Source organism: Agarivorans sp. MS3-6 (assembly GCF_054112545.1).
This window is the reverse complement of record NZ_CM134202.1, coordinates 2,430,001-2,446,434: the sequence shown is the minus strand read 5'-3', so window position 1 is coordinate 2,446,434 and position 16,434 is coordinate 2,430,001. Positions and strand designations below refer to the sequence as shown.

Sequence of the window (16,434 nt, the reverse complement as noted above, 5' to 3'; positions counted from 1 at the left end):
CAACTTCCTTTTAAACTACGAACTAGGGCTTATTTCGTAGCTGAATAATATTTTTGAGTAACATTCCGAGGCCGCTTATCGCTAAGCATATCGCTGAAATCGGAATCATCGATTTAATAATCCATCGGTAAGGTAAACCACCAGGGTCACCACTGGTTTCTCCTAAACGGTAAGATTCCAACGCAAAGTCATAGCCATACCAAGCTATCAACCCGCAAAAAGGAAATAGGAAAAACACTACGCCTAAGCTATCAATCCACGCGCGTTTGCGACGGGACAGGCGGTCATAAATAATATCAACCCTAACGTGGCCTTCGGCCTGTAAGGTTGAGGCAATGCCCAATAAAAACATCGCTGCAAACAAATGCCACTCTAACTCTTGCATACCTATCGAGCTTGAGCGGAAAAAGTAACGCATAACGACATCGTAAAATATATTAACCAACATCAGCAGCATCAATACTGCGGTTAGGGCGGCAATGCCCTTAGAAAATCTGTCCACTGCCAGTTGCCAACGCAACATTTCTAGCCTCCTAAGCAATTCTATTGCTTTATCGGTTTAATCAATGAGCCATCAGCAACAGCTGATGGCTCATTCTAATACTACAAACCTTCGGTACTGTTTAGGTAACCTTGCTCAGAAATCGCTGTATACGCGCGAACTTGCTGCATGTATTGTTGCTGAGATTCAATAATTTTGGCTGCCATTGGGTCGCTAGCCGCTTTCTCTTTCAATAGTTCATCGTTAGCCGTTTTAAGTGCTTTGATAACTTCTGCAGGGAAAGTTTTAACTTGAATGTCAGGGTATTCTTGCAACATGGTTTGCCAATTTTTGGCACTTTCTGCATACGAGTGAATAAACATGTCGTAGGCAGCCTTGCGCATTGCTACCGCCAATATGGCTTGTAAATCGGCAGGCAGTTTCTCAAGTTTTTTCTTGTTCGCAATAAACATCAACTCAGTAGCAGGCTCATGCCAGCCCATGTAGTAATATGGCGCAATTTTGTGGAAGCCCATGCGTAGATCTAATGAAGGCCCCACCCACTCAAGTGCATCAATGGTATTACGCTCTAGTGCGGTGTATAACTCACCGGGTGGAATGTTAACTGGGGTGGCGCCTAAACGAGCCAATACTTCACCAGCAAAACCCGGAATACGCATTTTAAGGTTTTCTAAATCACCAACAGAGTTAATTTCTTTGCGGAACCATCCGCCCATTTGCACACCGGTATTACCACCAGGAAATGGTACTAAGTTATGCTCGGCATATACTTGGTCCATTAACTCTTGGCCGCCACCGTATTGCAACCAAGCGTGTTGCTCAGGGGCATTCATACCAAATGGCATCGTAGTGAAGTAAAGCGTATTGGGCACTTTACCTTTGTAGTAGTAAGAAGCACTATGCCCTAAGTCATACTGACCACTTTTTACTAAATCAAATACACCGAAGGGTGCTTTGTGTTTATTTGAAGAGTCGACGCGAATTTTTAAACGACCATTCGACATCTCGTCGGCCATTTTCACCATGTTTTTAACCGCATCACCAAACACAGGGAAGTTAGGCCCCCAAGTTTCAGCAAGTTTCAATTTGTATACTTTTTCAGCCGATACAGCGGCCGAACTAAACGCAATAATCGCAGAAGCCAGCAGGGTTTTACTGCAGAGGGACTTAAGCATGTTGTTCTCCCTTTCGTTTTAATTTTCCATTGTTGGTCAAATGTTTAAAATGTAAACCAACTGCTTTATGGTCACCCCTAATGTTAGCGACTTGTTACAAAAAAGCCTATCCGCTAAAGCACGGTTTTTTTCTACGTAAGATCACGTATCTCATAGACTTTGGTATAAACGAGACACAGATCACTATCACTCAAAATTACCCCGTATTAACATGTAGTTAACAAACTCTGTTGGGCTGTCATGAGATGTGGTCTCTAAAATTTAAAATAATCTTGCTGTCGGTAGTACCGCTACTTTGCGTAACAGCGTTAATCGCAACCTTAGTTTTTAAACAATCATCTATTCTCACCGAGCAACAGCTAACCCTGATTAAAGAAAACATCATGCGTAGTAAAACGCTTGAGTTACAAAATCACATAGACCAAGCCTTTGCCAGCATTCGAGATATCTACGAGCCCGCGAGCGCCGAAGATGAACAAGCCAAACAGCAAGTACGTGAGCTACTTAATCGTTTACGTTTTGCCGACGATGGCTACTTTTTTGCGTATACCTTGAAAGGCGTTAATTTAGTCCACCCCATTCAACCAGAGCTAGTTGGGCAAAACTTGTGGGATTTTAAAGATTCTGAAGGCACTTACTTAATTCAAGACCTGATTGCTCAAGCTAAAGCAGGAGGAGGTTTTAGTAATTACCTATGGGAAAAACCCAGCACTGGCAATCGAGTAAAAAAACTCGGCTATGTGGTCATGTTAGATAAATGGCAGTGGATGTTTGGCACCGGGGTATACCTAGACGATGTAGATCTTGAGTTAGCAAAGCTAGAAGCACAAACTGAACAAAATATTAATCGCAACTTTATTTGGCTGTTTGTGATAACCACTGTTTCAGGCGTGGTTATCGCGTTTTTAGGGGCATCACTGAATATATCCGAGCATAAGTTGGCCGACAAGAAACTGAAGGCACTTACCCAACGCATTATCGATTCACAAGAACAAGAACGACAGCGAGTATCTCGCGAGTTACACGATGGTATTAATCAATTATTAGTTTCAATTAAATACCGCTTAGAAAGTGCTACTGAATGTAACAATACCCCCGCCAGTGTTAGCGCTAGCCTTAATCAGGGACTCAACACCATTAACGAAGCAATTGGCGAAATCAGACGTATATCAAAGGACTTGCGCCCTAGTGTATTAGATGACCTAGGGCTAGCCGCAGCCTTAGCAAGCTTTTGCCAAGAATTTGAAATGCGCACCCATATTGATGTTTTTTTAGAGTGCGACATTGAAGGTTTGAATATTCCTTCGACTGTAGAAACCACCCTTTACCGAATCACTCAGGAAGCATTACAAAATGTAGAAAAACATGCGAATGCTGATACTGTAGACATTGTATTAAGTCATCAGGGAAAGCTGCTTACGATGCAAATTAGAGACAATGGTTGTGGTTTTGAAAAAGGTAAAAAAGTGCGTAGGCATTCAATTAAAGAACTGACCAGGCGCCCAGAGTTAGCCAGCAGCGGACTTGGACTGAAGAACATATTCGAGCGAATCGCCCACATTGATGGTCATGTAGAGGTCGATAGTCAACTTGGTGAGGGAACCTTCATTACCATTAAAGTGCCACTGATAGAAACACCAACACAGGCCCCTTCTTCACAAGAGCAAACAGCATGACTTCTATTTTATTGGTTGATGATCATCCGCTGGTACAAGATGGTTTAAAAATGCGCCTAGAAGCCCATCCAGGCTTTGTAGTGGTAGGCACTGCAGCCGATGGTGAACAAGCACTCAATTTAGCAATCGCGCTCAACCCTGATATCGTATTGACAGATATAAATATGCCGAAGCTAAATGGGATTCAGCTTTTGGAATCTTTAGCGACGCAAAGCCCTTCCAGTAAAGTTGTCATGCTCAGTATGCATGACAACAAAGAGTACGTGCAAAACGCTATGCGTAACGGCGCGAAAGGCTACTTGTTAAAAGATATTGCTTCAAGTGAATTAATCAGCGCGTTAGAAGCGATAGCGAACGGTGGCCACTACATTAGTGCCGGAGTGTCTAAACTTTTGTTTGATAATGAAGCCCAGCAAACAAACGCTCATTTGACCAAACGTGAACAGCAAGTACTGCGTTTATTGGCCACAGGCAGTGGTAACAAAAAAATAGCCGATAGCTTATCTATCAGTATTAGAACCGTTGAAACTCACACTTTAAAGATCCGCCGCAAGCTAGACCTTGATAGTAGCGTAGCGATGATTAAGTATGCTATAGAGCATTATGGTAGCGAAGTGTAAAGATGTCTATTCGATGAAAAAAGGATTGAAATTGAATCAAGCGATAACACATAGGGCCACCGATAAGGTTAAGGCTGTAGCTCAAGTTCGCTATGTTAATGGAACAGTGCCCGCTCATCTATCCAGCCAAAACAGTTACGATTTTGCCAACACGCTAGCACATGCTTTGGATCTGTTAGAACAAGACCCAATTACGGCAGACAAACCTTCAACGTAGCATTATGTCCAGCTGATCGACTAACTCTGACCAATCAGCATCTTGCGCTACCGACTCAGCTAAAAACTCAGCTTGATTCGCATTCCAAAAACTTGCTTGATGCAACAAAACATCCGCGGGAATAGGCGCATGTTCGGCAACAAATTGAGCTATTCCATTAATAGATGGATCTAAGCCCAATTGCTGAAACAAATCACTAAGGCTATGAATGCCAGATTCCATAATAATTCTCATTGAAGCTTTCGTTGACTACTTAAAGCATAGTCAAGGCCTCAGGATTAGCTGAGTAATTGCTGGGAATAAGCAAATAATGCTGGCGCACCGCCAGTATGCCAAAACAGTATTTTTTGTTGGGGGGAATAGCAACCTTGGCGAACTCGCGCAATTAAACCCGCCATAGCTTTAGCGGTATAGACTGGGTCTAATAAAATCCCTTCGGTTTGCGCTAACAACATGATGGCTTCACGTTCTGCATCTCCAAGTATCCCGTAGCCTTCCCCTAAATAGGCATCATCTAAGCATACCTCGTCAGCCGCGAACGCTTCCTTGAGACCAAAGCGCAAGGCCGAAGCTGAAGCCAAATTAGCGATCCGTTGATTAAAAGATTGCTCGGCATGATTAGCTTTATCAATATTAATACCGCGCAGTTTAATCGTTGACTGCAAATAGCGCTTAGCCAACATTAAGCCGGCGTGGCTAGCCCCTGAACTGGAGGCGAAGATAATTTCATCCAAGTCAGATTGTTGTTGTAATAATTCTTCTAAAGCCGCGGCAAAACCCAAACAACCTACAGCGTCAGATCCTCCATAAGGCACAACGTAAGGGTTTAATCCTTCGGATCGTAATTGCTGCTCAAGCACATCAATGCCTTCGCCTTTGCGCTGCTCACCGGCCCACCTAATCTGCGCACCAAACAATTTGTCGAGCAATACATTTCCCTGAGCTTCAGATGGCGCATTGCCACCTAACAGCAAAAAACAAGGTAAGTTAAGCTTGGCTGCGGCAGCAGCAGTTTGACGGCAATGATTGGATTGAGCAGCGCCAGCGGTAATAATACAGTTGGCCTGTTGCCTTAAGGCATCACCTAGCAAAAACTCTAGCTTCCTCACTTTATTTCCACCTAGAGCTAAACCGCTTAGATCATCCCGTTTTATATAGATTTGAGGCCCAGCTAATTGACTAGATAGAGCCGGAAGAAGGTGTAGAGGGGTAGGGAAAAAACCCAAGGACTGCTTAGCAATCGATTGCCAATTCATTGTTCTCGCCTCTTTAAACATCACCCTTAGTTAATCTGAAAGGCCGCTAACAAGCCATTTACTAACTTCCCGGCTTTAGCGGCGTAAAGCTGATTTTCCCATTTTCATATTGGGTTTGCGTCGGCCCATACTCTCTATTGGTGAATAGCTTTTGACCCACAATATCCAACCTAACATTAGGATGAAGCTCCTTTCTAACGGTTAATTTTGCATTAGCAAAAAACTGTTCTTCCATTTGCTGGTTGTAATCTAGAGCGAAATCGATTTGCACCAGCTCTTGTCGAGTATGGTGTAAGGTTGCCGCTAGTTTTTCGGCAGTGCCTTCTTCGCGGTCTTGTTGTTTAGTACTACTGAGTTTCATTTGCGCATCAAGCACCTTACTCAATTTTTCATGCAAGTTATGCTTAATGCCATTCAATGAGCGCCGCTCTTCTTGAATATCATCAAAATCGCCAGATATGGTTAATTGAGTAGCAGTGCCGGCTGTTGCACCTAATACAACAGCGCTTATCTCTCCGCCAGCATTAATAGAGCCACCGACCAAGGTGCCACGTAAACCACTCGCGTCACTAACCGTTACTTTGCCATCAGTTTCAATTTTACTATGCAGCAATTGACTGGTAATAGTGACGTCTTTTCCCGCAGTAATTTTAGAATACTGGACAAAAGTGGCGTGCAGCTCCCCTGCAGCACTCACCGAGCAAGAGTAATTGTCATCACCTTCCATCAGTCGGTGGCCAATCACACCTTTGCCGATGACAATATCGCCACCAGCGCTAATATCAGCAGACTCAACAAAGCCATTAACATGAATGTCGCCGGTTGCCTTGACCTTCATGCCATCGCCAATGTTGCCTTTAATCAATACACTACCGGCAAAATCAACATGGCCATTGGTGACGTCTACATTCTTAATCGACAATACGTCGTCAACCTTCATGCCATTTTCAATTTCTAAAGGTAAACCGGTGCGAGCGGCCAGCAGCAAATTGGCATCGTCTGCAGAGATAGTGGTTCCTTCACCTACCGTAAACGGTATCTCATGCCCTTGCTTAAAAGGGAGCGGCTCTCCCAGTACATCCTTTCCTTCATGACCAAAAGTATGAGGATGACGGCGCATCAATTCTGTATCAGGTTCTACCGTTTCCAAATTACCGAGGTCGCGCATGTCCACCCGACCATCGTCAGTTTCTTTGGGTTTTAACAAACGCTCTTTTGGGGTGGCAACAAAACGTTCAAAACGGCTATCTTCACCATCTATCGGTTTACGCCCTAAGGCAACAACCTTCTTGATTTTTTCACCGGGTTGAATATTTTTAGCCAGACTCAACAAGGATAATGCACGTTTTTTCTGCAGGCCAAAAATAACGCCAGCTTCTTTCATCGCATTAACCAGATCGCCTTGAGAAATCGCTTTTCCCCCATAGGCACCAGTAATCGTGGCCCTTGCCACCATTTTATCTTCTGAGACATCTAACGTGATTTCTGCATTGCGGATATTGGCCAGTTTTACAAAAGTTTGGCCCCATTGTTCAATGAGCTCAGGAGACTCTCTTAATTCTGCAAATTTAGCCACTGCGTCAGCGATAGCTTCGTCATCAAAAAAGTAATGACTATAATCAGAGCGAAGAATGAGTGCCCTGATGTCGGATTCGCTAACATGGGCCTCTTGCGGTGTGATTTCAATTAATGCGGCCAGTTTATCTTGCGATAAACGTAAACATTTCAACTCCAGCATTAACTCTCCTTCACTTCAAATTAGGTCAGACTGCGGCAGGTCAACATAGGCAGTAGTACTATTGTAGTATGCCTTTGCTAAGCCCTTATAACCAATATAACTCACTCTTAAGATTTCAACTAATTGAACTAGATCGGTATTTTAGCTGCATGGCACACTATTATTTTACCTTCTGAAGATTTTAATTTGCCGTAAATAAAATCACTGGGAAATGACTTGAGTTAGTTACACTCATTTATAGTCAACTTTGTTTTTTGATATTAGGACATCCCCACATGGTTAGTTTAAATACCTCCGCCCACATTACGAGTCAAATAAAAAAGGTCGCGGTGTTACATATCATCATTGGCATTGCAGCTATGTTGTTAGCTTATTATGTCGGTACTTTCAGTGCGGTTATTTTAGGTTTATCCATTTTGTTCTACGCAATATTAGGACTTTGGTTTAACCGAACACTGCAACAACTTGGCGGCCCTCGCACCGACCCTAGTAGTTACTGGCTATTTTTAGTCGTCGGGTTGATGCTCAGTTTATTTCCTGGCATTACTCTCGGATTAGCGGCTTTATGCCTTGGCGGCGGCTTAATAATAAATGGTGCTGTCGGGTTTAAAGCGCTCAATTCCACCATGGGTAATAAACTTTGGTTAAAATTACGCTATTTGCTCAGTATTGGCTTAGGTATCGCAGTCATTCTGGCCGGAGCGAATGGTTTTGCTTGGCTAATTGGCATGTTGTTTGGACTACATTTATTCCTCTATGGCGTCAATTTATGGATTAACAGCCAGCAATAACGATGCCTCAGTCCATCAGCCGGTAAGTTATCTACCAGCATGAATAGCTTTAACCGCTTAATCACAATGATCTAAGCGGCTTTGTTCTAAGCTCACTTTACCTTCAAAAGTAAGCTTTGCGATAGGCTGCTTAGGTCTTCAGTTGTTATCGGTTCAATATCTAAGCTCAAGCCAGATATATTCTGATTTACTTGTATTAGGTTAATATCATTTCGCACCGGATAAGCACCACATAATTCACCTTCATCACAAACCACAAAATCGTTATCGTTATCGCTACTAACGTATAATCGATAATCTGCTTCAGCTACCTCGGCAAAAGCAAACTGAAACACGCCATCATTCATCAATAACTGCTGGCTATAAATGGTATTTCCAGTGTTAGGGTCTATCAGCAGCGCGTACACTAAACCACTATCACCAGCTTCTTCAGTGACCACTGTCATCGAGATTGCCACTTTGTGCTCGCTACCATCTGAACCCGTTAAAGTAATGCTGGTGCTGTAATTGCCATCACTTAGTCCTGCTCGGTCAACGACAACACTATAAGTACCTAAGCCATTACCATCGGTTGCACTCGCGTCAAGCTCGAGCCAGTCTGCCTCTTGAGCTATATCAACAATGCTGATCGGCGAAGCCCCCACTAACTGCATACTAAAGCTCGCTTCACTTTCTAAGGCGCTTAAACTAATTTGACTGGCGCTCAAGCTAAGGTAGCTGCGGTCAGGATCGTTAACGCCTATTTGACTTTGTACCGCTTTCTCGGCATTGATCAGGCCGTAACCATATAGTGAATCTTTGCCTGCTGCGCCCAGATCGTCACTCAAAAAGCCATTGGTTAATAAGCGAAAAAACTCGCTGCTATCTAAATCTGGATTCAATTGCTTCATCAAAGCAAGCACACCGGCAACATGTGGTGCCGCCATACTGGTCCCATTTAAATATTGGTAGCTAGCACTAACACTAGAACCGTTTTCATTAACATAAGTGCTATATACGCCATCGCCATAACCGTCACCGTCTAAATCGACACTACTATTTCCACCTGGAGCCGCAATATCAATATAAGAGCCGTAATTTGAATAGCTGGTAATTTGTTTTTGAGCATCAACCGCACTCACCCCAATCACATTGTCGAAAGCCGCGGGATAAGAGGCGCTAGAAGTACTTTCGTTACCCGCAGCAGCCACCACAATCAAGCCTTGGGCTACCGCATCTTGCACTGCTTGGTTAAATGTTGAGTCATAGCCGGAGCCTCCAAGGCTCATATTAATAATACTCGCGGTTTTATCTGGCAATAAGCCCGAGGCGTTCTCTAAGCCCGCTGCGTATAAAATGGCTTGAGAAATGTCATAGGTTGTTCCTCCGCCATATCCCAATACGCGTAAGTTCATAATTTTTGCATTTGGTGCTACCCCTGCAACACCGAGATTATTGTTAGTCTGAGCCGCGATGGTGCCGGCAACATGGGTACCATGCCAAGAGGACGTGCCGTTTGGACCACTCTGGTCGCCAGGGTCTTCTGGGTTAGTATCGATGCCATCGCCATCTAGAGAAATGCTGTCATAGGATATAAAATCGATACCGTCACCGGTAAGTTGTGCATTCAAATCAGGGTGACTTTGAAACATTCCGGTATCAAGAACCGCAACCACCACATCATTTAATGTTTGCCCCTGCATGGCTTGCCAGCCAGCCTCAAGGTTTATTTGTTGGTAATGCCACTGACGCTCAACTAAGGCATCATTGGATAAAGCCGTTGCTTGATAAAGGAAGTTGGGCGATACACTGTCGATACCCATTTGATAAGCCAACAGCTTAATTGTCTGCAGAGTACGTTTCTTGGCTGCATACTCATTGGACTGAACGCCACCCTTTAAGGCAGACTTCGCACTACCGGCGACAGCCGCGAGCGGCTGTTCGTTGCGATACAGGCTCATCTTTGCACTGCCACTCACGCGCGATAAACCGTACTGATTGGCATCCATCGTTCTGGCTTGTACAGCGCTATGGTTGACCACCATTTCGTCAATGACAAAATCTTGCTGCGTGCTGAAATGCTGACTATGAGTGGTGATTAACTGGTTTTGCCCAATCAAACGCAAAGTATAATTACCACGAGATAAGGTTTGGCCTCCCCCCGTATAAGCGTCAACCACAATGTAATAGCTGTCTGTGGTTTCTACATCAATCAGTTCGGTTTTATTTATACCAATAGAGCTGGCCACTTCACTCTCATCACTGACCTTATACAAGCTGAGATCAAAGTCGCTATTAGTTTTACCACTCTCCCAATCTGCAATTTCTAAGAACAAACGCTGACCGGCCTGTAAATCCACCTTATAAATATCAATATAATCACTCGTAGTGGCAAAGCGGTCACCACTCACTTGGGTTGCATGGCTGGTTAAATAACCACTGACTACAGCAATAGGCGGTAATTCCTGGGCACTAGTAACCTGATTGTTTGAAGCATAAGGGCTATTAACATCATTCACATCGCTATCAATGACCGTATTGGTTAATACGATGGCACTGCCACTCACTGAGTATACGGGGCGGTTATCCACCACCGAACTATCTCCTCCGCCACCACAGCCAAAAAGTATTAGTGACACAACTACAGCAATCCCAGTCTTCATAGAGTCCCTTACATCGAATAAACAACATGTTTAATAATATGCGACATCTACAGAATATAACATTTAGCTCTGAGTTTAATCACCACGGCGTTAACTTTAAGCACAAAACAAGATATTGGGAAGTCGCAAACAAAAGGGCCGAAGGCGTCTTAAGCAATAACGCCACTTTTTTTACAGCGTCGGCAATAAATATAGCCGCTTAGCTATTTTCCTGCTGGTTAAGCAAAGGTTCCTCTTTCGCTACAGAAGTATTGTCTAAAAATGCCTTGGGAATGGTTCCTTTAGTCGGTGTCGACTTACCCTCTTGACTCGTGCCGATATTGCCTAAAACGTTGTTGCTAGCATTCGCGACTTGTTGACTGCCATTTGCAACAATGTCTGCACTGACCAATGCCGCCTGCTCAGCTAACTCTTCAGCACTTGGTAGTACTGCTGTTGCGCTAGGATCGCCAGATAAACCCGCCACCAGAGCGGCGGCAATGCCTTGCCCCAAATCCGTAAACTGCGCCTCAATATCAGCCTTGAGCACACTTTGTAATAAATCAGCCCCTGCCAATCCCGCGGCTACCGGGTTACCAGACGCCAAACTTACGCCTATATCCATAGCTGCAGGGGCTACATCCAAAATATCGGAGCCACCACTCAAGTCGGTTACTTGGTCACCAACGGTGCCAGCCACAGAGGATGGTTCGGGGGCATCAGGCAATAGGGCACTTTGAAGCTTTTCACCAAAGCCAGCACTAGGGGTCACTTGCGGTTCATTCACTTTAAGTAAATTTGGTTTATAAGCCACATCGTTTGTTTGTAATGGAGCAGACCCATAAGAAGTGGTCATTGAGTATTCCTTATAAATGATTAATTAGCGTTATCTGTTAGCGCAAAGGGGTCATCGCTAACAGCGACTAAAACATCCCTAATTTGAATATTGGCCATATCTGAAAATCGTTCTGTTCTTAATACTGAGCGATCAGATTGAACCGATACCACGGTAAGCTGCGTATCATCAGCATTAAAAATTGGGCCTCGCAAGCCGCCATCAAGATGCATTAGATATTGTTGGCGAACTAATTCAAACTTGTCACCTTTTCTCACACCGTTTGTCTGACCAATATTAATCACTACTTGGTCGTTATAAAGGCCGACCACCTTAGCGAGGCTTTGACGACAGTAGAGTGCGTCCTCTACATCGACAACTGACTGATCAATATAGGAATCAATAAGTTTTCCATAATCCGACGACCAAAAAGTTTCTCCGGTTACGTCTAATTTCATGGTGACATCAAAGGGCCACTCTCGATTAGAACCGTAGCTTTTACGCAAAATAGTTTCGCCATTGATGCCATCGATAACATATAACCTAAGCTGAAAGTTACGTTGCTTGACCGTGCTATTTATACCCAATAAATTGGAGGTCGTTTCGTTGTAACTAGACATATCGATTATTTTACCGAACAAGATGTACTGCACGTCGTATTGCGAGGATAAGCTGCGCGCTACCTTTAGCATTTGTGGCTCAATATCATTAGAATAACGACCGTCAAAAGCAATTTGTCGAGTCATTAAGTGGCGGGCGTCGATACGTTTACTTTTGTTCTTAAAGCGATAAAATAAGCGTTGCGACACCTCTTCAGGAGTTCTATAAATGCCACCCAATTGGGCGTGCTCTCGTTTTTGCAGCTGAAAAGGGCCGACAAACAGCGTTTTGGCATAGCTGTCTTTTTCACAGCTATTTAATGGAAATATGTCTGCCGCTACCTTAACTGTAATTTGGTCCTCGTTTATCGTCTCCACCAACAGCTTCATGTCATACACTTCACCGTTTGTGCGAACCGTTAGCTCATCGGTTTCTAACACTCCCGACTTGACGACTTGCAGCGATTTGACACTGGCACCACCGCGATACATGAGTGTAAGCAACGCATCCTTGATGGCTTGCTGTCGAGCTACATCTACTTGGCCATCTCGAATTTTGGCTTGCCCTTCACCTTCAAACCAAACCGCATAACTCGGACAAACCGCCCCTAACAGCATTACTAACGTTAAGCCTGCGCGTATTAACAATGACATAGCATTCGCCCTATAGCGGCCATAAGCTTCCGCCTAGAAATGAAGATAACCAGCCTTGAGTTTGCACGTCTGCGTGGTCCCCAGTGCCACTAAACTCTATTCGGGCATCAGCTACTTGGTATGAACCAATCGAGTTGTTTTCACTAACATCTAGCGGGCGAACAATCCCAGTAAAGCGCATATATTCTTTACCATTGTTGATTACTAGCCACTTTTCTCCCCTCACCACCAAATTGCCGTTATTCAGGATATCTACTACCGACACGGTAATTCTGCCAGATAAACGATGTCGTTGGTTGGCATCTGACGAACCATCAAAATCTTGCGTTTGACTCAGTTCTAACTCTACCGTTTTACCATTTATCGTCATATTGCCACCAGGCACAGTAATTGGATCCAGTTTGTAACTGTTGTCTTTAGCCAAGGTTGAACTTGCTGATTTGGTCGCTGTGGCTTCTTCGTCCAACATGATTGTGATGGTATCGCCCAATGCAAAGGGCGGGGTGTAACTATATAAGCTAGTTGACGTATTACTATTAAACATTGAACCAGTAACAATCACCGGATCTGCTGCTGGGCTGGGTTCAATAGGCGCATAATAGGGGTCATCAGGGATTGGCGAACGCCGATCAGTGCTCACTGTAACTTGACGCTGTGAACGATCTTCTCGTTCTTGCACTCCGTCAGCGGCTTTTTCAACCGTATCACTTATTGTCGAGCACGCAGACAATAATAAAATACTACACACCCCGGCAATTCTGGTAAACATAGCTCTATTCCTAATCACGTTAGTTCCGTTTATTACATTTGTATTATTTAGCTTGATGCTTAGAACTTTTTATAATAGTTAGGTTTCTAAGTCAGACTTCATCTATAAATTGCAAGGCAAATGCCATTAATGCCAATAAAAACCCCTCTTTTCGAGACTCTAATTGTCAAAAATGACTACCAGCGACAACAACCCGTCACCCTTCGAGATATTTCACTACACAAAATCTATACTGCAAATTAAATGCCACTAAATAGATAAAATGCGGTGCTTCATACCGTTTTTACTTAAATCACTAAATTTTGACCGCGAGAAGCCGATAGGAACTATTTAATGTTAATCAATAAACTTTGTATGATAAACGGTATTAGTCAGGCAAAGATTGCCGCAAGATGGAAAAAACTAGCCTATCACTCTACAAAAAGCGGAAAAGATCCGCCTACGCGCGATTAATGCCTATCAACAGCAACCATTAGTAATACAAATATGGTTGGATCCTCCCGCATTTCACAGCGAAACGGAGTCCCCTTCGCAGTAATATTTAGCGGCATACAGCTAAGGCTCTTCATCTCATTGGCGCTTCTCCATGTCGCAATAAGCACTCGCTCTATTCAAAGAAGGTCATTTAATTGGCACTGTAAGCAACATTTAGAGCAAGGCAGAATAGTGATCATGTAAATCAGCTATCACCTTGGTAGGCTGTGACTACATCTCAGGCATAAAAAAAGCCTATCCCTTAGGATAGGCCTTCTCTAAATAAGTGCCTGGCGGTATCTGTTGACGTTCACATGTTTACCCACGGCTATCTATGGCTATCGACTCAGCATGGTAGCCTGTGACTAAACCTCAGGCATAAAAAAAGCCTATCCGTTAGGATAGGCGTTCTCTAAATAGACTCTGGCAGTGGAACAGGTGCGCAGCATAGCGGCTTTCTCTTCAGCCTGAAAAAGCATGCTTACCCATGGCTATCTATGGCTATCGACTCAGCATGGTAGCCTGTGACTACATTTCGGGCATAAAAAAGCCTATCCCTTAGGATAGGCCTTCTCTAAATAGGTGCGCAGCATAGCGGCTTTCACTTCAGCCTGAAAAAGCATGCTTACCCATGGCTATCCATGGCCATCGACTCAGCATGGTAGCCGGTGGCTAAACCTCAGGCATAAAAAAGCCCTGCTCATAGAGCAGGGCTTCTTATTTGGAGCCTGGCAGTGACCTACTTTCACATGGGGAGACCCCACACTATCATCGGCGCAGTTGCGTTTCACTTCTGAGTTCGGCATGGGTTCAGGTGGGTCCACAACGCTATTGCCACCAGGCAAAAACTTGTTGTCTTTAACATTCGAAAAAGCTGAAAACATCCCACGAGTATAACAAGTACTCTTGGTCTAAAAAATAAGATGTCTATAAGCAACACCACTTGGGTGTTGTATGGTTAAGCCTCACGGGTAATTAGTACAAGTTAGCTCAATGCCTCACAGCACTTACACACCTTGCCTATCAACGTTGTAGTCTCCAACGGCCCTTCAGAGGACTTAAAGTCCTAGTGAGAATTAATCTCAAGGCCTGCTTCCCGCTTAGATGCTTTCAGCGGTTATCAGTTCCGAACGTAGCTACTGGGCAATGCTATTGGCATAACAACCCAAACACCAGCGGTTCGTCCACTCCGGTCCTCTCGTACTAGGAGCAGCTCCTTTCAATTCTCAAACGCCCACGGCAGATAGGGACCGAACTGTCTCACGACGTTCTAAACCCAGCTCGCGTACCACTTTAAATGGCGAACAGCCATACCCTTGGGACCGACTTCAGCCCCAGGATGTGATGAGCCGACATCGAGGTGCCAAACACCGCCGTCGATATGAACTCTTGGGCGGTATCAGCCTGTTATCCCCGGAGTACCTTTTATCCGTTGAGCGATGGCCCTTCCATACAGAACCACCGGATCACTATGACCTACTTTCGTACCTGCTCGACGTGTCTGTCTCGCAGTTAAGCTGGCTTATGCCATTGCACTAACCGTACGATGTCCGACCGTACTTAGCCAACCTTCGTGCTCCTCCGTTACTCTTTGGGAGGAGACCGCCCCAGTCAAACTACCCACCAGACACTGTCCGCAATCCCGATAAGGGACCAACGTTAGAACATCAACACTACAAGGGTGGTATTTCAAGGTCGGCTCCACATCATCTAGCGACAACGCTTCAAAGCCTCCCACCTATCCTACACATGTAGGGTCAATGTTCAGTGTCAAGCTGTAGTAAAGGTTCACGGGGTCTTTCCGTCTAGCCGCGGGTACACCGCATCTTCACGGCAATTTCAATTTCACTGAGTCTCGGGTGGAGACAGCTTGGCCATCATTACGCCATTCGTGCAGGTCGGAACTTACCCGACAAGGAATTTCGCTACCTTAGGACCGTTATAGTTACGGCCGCCGTTTACCGGGGCTTCGATCAATAGCTTCGCTTGCGCTAACCACATCAATTAACCTTCCGGCACCGGGCAGGCGTCACACCGTATACGTCATCTTTCGATTTAGCACAGTGCTGTGTTTTTAATAAACAGTTGCAGCCAACTGGTATCTGCGACTCCCAACAGCTTAGAGAGCAAGTCTCATCACCGTCGGGAGCGTACCTTCTCCCGAAGTTACGGTACCATTTTGCCTAGTTCCTTCACCCGAGTTCTCTCAAGCGCCTTGGTATTCTCTACCCAACCACCTGTGTCGGTTTGGGGTACGGTTTCGTATAATCTGAAGCTTAGAGACTTTTCCTGGAAGCAGGGCATCAACCACTTCATGTCCGTAGACACTCGTCATCAATTCTCAGCCTTAGACACCCGGATTTTCCTAAGTGTCCAGCCTACAACCTTAAACATGGATAACCATCACCATGCTGGCCTAGCCTTCTCCGTCCTCCCATCGCAATTATACGAAGTACAGGAATATTAACCTGTTTCCCATCGACTACACTTTTCAGTCTCGCCTTAGG

General features: G+C 44.6%; 13 protein-coding genes and 2 rRNA genes (1 of these 15 only partly in view). 4 read left to right on the top strand and 11 right to left on the bottom strand.

Annotation, left to right across the window (positions count from 1 at the left end; all coding sequences use genetic code 11):
* Positions 1-22: 22 nt before the first annotated feature.
* A complete protein-coding gene (locus tag ACVFI8_RS11245) occupies positions 23-523 on the bottom strand; it encodes a TRAP transporter small permease subunit (protein ID WP_248713395.1) in 501 nt (166 codons plus the stop codon).
* Between the two features lie 80 nt (positions 524-603).
* Positions 604-1,677 carry a TRAP transporter substrate-binding protein gene (locus ACVFI8_RS11240; protein ID WP_248713396.1) on the bottom strand — a complete coding sequence of 358 codons (1,074 nt, stop codon included), beginning with the start codon at positions 1,675-1,677 and terminating at the stop codon, positions 604-606.
* A 245-nt stretch (positions 1,678-1,922) separates the two neighbouring features.
* On the opposite strand from ACVFI8_RS11240, the gene ACVFI8_RS11235 reads away from it, so the two are divergent.
* Genes ACVFI8_RS11235 through ACVFI8_RS11225 form a run of 3 tightly spaced genes read left to right on the top strand, consistent with a single transcriptional unit; the run spans position 1,923 to position 4,190 of the window.
* A complete protein-coding gene (locus tag ACVFI8_RS11235; protein ID WP_248713397.1) occupies positions 1,923-3,353 on the top strand; it encodes a cache domain-containing protein in 1,431 nt (476 codons plus the stop codon).
* Positions 3,350-3,973 (top strand): response regulator, encoded by a 624-nt coding sequence (locus tag ACVFI8_RS11230; protein WP_248713398.1) that lies wholly within the window; start codon positions 3,350-3,352, stop codon positions 3,971-3,973. Before ACVFI8_RS11235 ends, ACVFI8_RS11230 begins: the two co-directional genes overlap by 4 nt.
* Positions 3,974-3,986: 13 nt before the next feature.
* Complete coding sequence (locus ACVFI8_RS11225; RefSeq protein ID WP_248713399.1) at positions 3,987-4,190, top strand: hypothetical protein; 204 nt, start codon at positions 3,987-3,989, stop codon at positions 4,188-4,190.
* On the opposite strand, the gene ACVFI8_RS11220 is transcribed toward ACVFI8_RS11225, so the two are convergent.
* From ACVFI8_RS11220 to ACVFI8_RS11210, 3 genes are all read right to left on the bottom strand, one after another.
* Positions 4,182-4,424 (bottom strand): DUF2789 domain-containing protein, encoded by a 243-nt coding sequence (locus ACVFI8_RS11220; RefSeq protein ID WP_371923096.1) that lies wholly within the window; start codon positions 4,422-4,424, stop codon positions 4,182-4,184. The two genes, ACVFI8_RS11225 and ACVFI8_RS11220, sit on opposite strands and share 9 nt — an antisense overlap.
* 44 nt (positions 4,425-4,468) lie before the next feature.
* On the bottom strand, positions 4,469-5,446 hold the full coding sequence (locus tag ACVFI8_RS11215) for a D-cysteine desulfhydrase family protein (protein ID WP_457871386.1): 978 nt from the start codon (positions 5,444-5,446) through the stop codon (positions 4,469-4,471).
* Between the two features lie 61 nt (positions 5,447-5,507).
* Positions 5,508-7,184 carry a DUF342 domain-containing protein gene (locus tag ACVFI8_RS11210; RefSeq protein ID WP_457871385.1) on the bottom strand — a complete coding sequence of 559 codons (1,677 nt, stop codon included), beginning with the start codon at positions 7,182-7,184 and terminating at the stop codon, positions 5,508-5,510.
* Between the two features lie 275 nt (positions 7,185-7,459).
* Between ACVFI8_RS11210 and ACVFI8_RS11205 the strand changes: the two genes are divergently transcribed.
* Entirely contained in the window at positions 7,460-7,975 is a 516-nt protein-coding gene (locus tag ACVFI8_RS11205) for a hypothetical protein (protein ID WP_457871384.1), read from the top strand.
* Positions 7,976-8,067: 92 nt separating this feature from the next.
* Here the strand turns inward: ACVFI8_RS11205 and ACVFI8_RS11200 are convergent, their stop codons facing one another.
* The 6 genes from ACVFI8_RS11200 to ACVFI8_RS11175 all read right to left on the bottom strand — a co-directional run.
* Entirely contained in the window at positions 8,068-10,617 is a 2,550-nt protein-coding gene (locus ACVFI8_RS11200) for a S8 family peptidase (protein WP_457871383.1), read from the bottom strand.
* A gap of 199 nt (positions 10,618-10,816) precedes the next feature.
* Complete coding sequence (locus ACVFI8_RS11195; RefSeq protein ID WP_457871382.1) at positions 10,817-11,452, bottom strand: hypothetical protein; 636 nt, start codon at positions 11,450-11,452, stop codon at positions 10,817-10,819.
* Positions 11,453-11,472: 20 nt separating this feature from the next.
* On the bottom strand, positions 11,473-12,684 hold the full coding sequence (locus tag ACVFI8_RS11190) for a flagellar assembly protein T N-terminal domain-containing protein (RefSeq protein ID WP_457871381.1): 1,212 nt from the start codon (positions 12,682-12,684) through the stop codon (positions 11,473-11,475).
* A gap of 10 nt (positions 12,685-12,694) precedes the next feature.
* On the bottom strand, positions 12,695-13,453 hold the full coding sequence (locus tag ACVFI8_RS11185) for a flagellar basal body L-ring protein FlgH (RefSeq protein ID WP_248713406.1): 759 nt from the start codon (positions 13,451-13,453) through the stop codon (positions 12,695-12,697).
* 1,200 nt (positions 13,454-14,653) lie between these two features.
* Positions 14,654-14,769, bottom strand: a 5S ribosomal RNA gene (gene rrf, locus ACVFI8_RS11180).
* A 112-nt stretch (positions 14,770-14,881) separates the two neighbouring features.
* Positions 14,882-16,434, bottom strand: a 23S ribosomal RNA gene (locus ACVFI8_RS11175); it runs 1,336 nt beyond the window's last position.

Excerpts from the sequence above, each read along its gene's own strand:
- ACVFI8_RS11245 (WP_248713395.1), bottom strand. The coding sequence starts at position 523 with ATGTTGCGTTGGCAACTGGCAGTGGACAGATTTTCTAAGGGCATTGCC.
- ACVFI8_RS11240 (WP_248713396.1), bottom strand. The coding sequence starts at position 1,677 with ATGCTTAAGTCCCTCTGCAGTAAAACCCTGCTGGCTTCTGCGATTATT.
- ACVFI8_RS11235 (WP_248713397.1), top strand. The coding sequence starts at position 1,923 with ATGTGGTCTCTAAAATTTAAAATAATCTTGCTGTCGGTAGTACCGCTA.
- ACVFI8_RS11230 (WP_248713398.1), top strand. The coding sequence starts at position 3,350 with ATGACTTCTATTTTATTGGTTGATGATCATCCGCTGGTACAAGATGGT.
- ACVFI8_RS11225 (WP_248713399.1), top strand. The coding sequence starts at position 3,987 with ATGAAAAAAGGATTGAAATTGAATCAAGCGATAACACATAGGGCCACC.
- ACVFI8_RS11220 (WP_371923096.1), bottom strand. The coding sequence starts at position 4,424 with ATGAGAATTATTATGGAATCTGGCATTCATAGCCTTAGTGATTTGTTT.
- ACVFI8_RS11215 (WP_457871386.1), bottom strand. The coding sequence starts at position 5,446 with ATGAATTGGCAATCGATTGCTAAGCAGTCCTTGGGTTTTTTCCCTACC.
- ACVFI8_RS11210 (WP_457871385.1), bottom strand. The coding sequence starts at position 7,184 with ATGCTGGAGTTGAAATGTTTACGTTTATCGCAAGATAAACTGGCCGCA.
- ACVFI8_RS11205 (WP_457871384.1), top strand. The coding sequence starts at position 7,460 with ATGGTTAGTTTAAATACCTCCGCCCACATTACGAGTCAAATAAAAAAG.
- ACVFI8_RS11200 (WP_457871383.1), bottom strand. The coding sequence starts at position 10,617 with ATGAAGACTGGGATTGCTGTAGTTGTGTCACTAATACTTTTTGGCTGT.
- ACVFI8_RS11195 (WP_457871382.1), bottom strand. The coding sequence starts at position 11,452 with ATGACCACTTCTTATGGGTCTGCTCCATTACAAACAAACGATGTGGCT.
- ACVFI8_RS11190 (WP_457871381.1), bottom strand. The coding sequence starts at position 12,684 with ATGTCATTGTTAATACGCGCAGGCTTAACGTTAGTAATGCTGTTAGGG.
- ACVFI8_RS11185 (WP_248713406.1), bottom strand. The coding sequence starts at position 13,453 with ATGTTTACCAGAATTGCCGGGGTGTGTAGTATTTTATTATTGTCTGCG.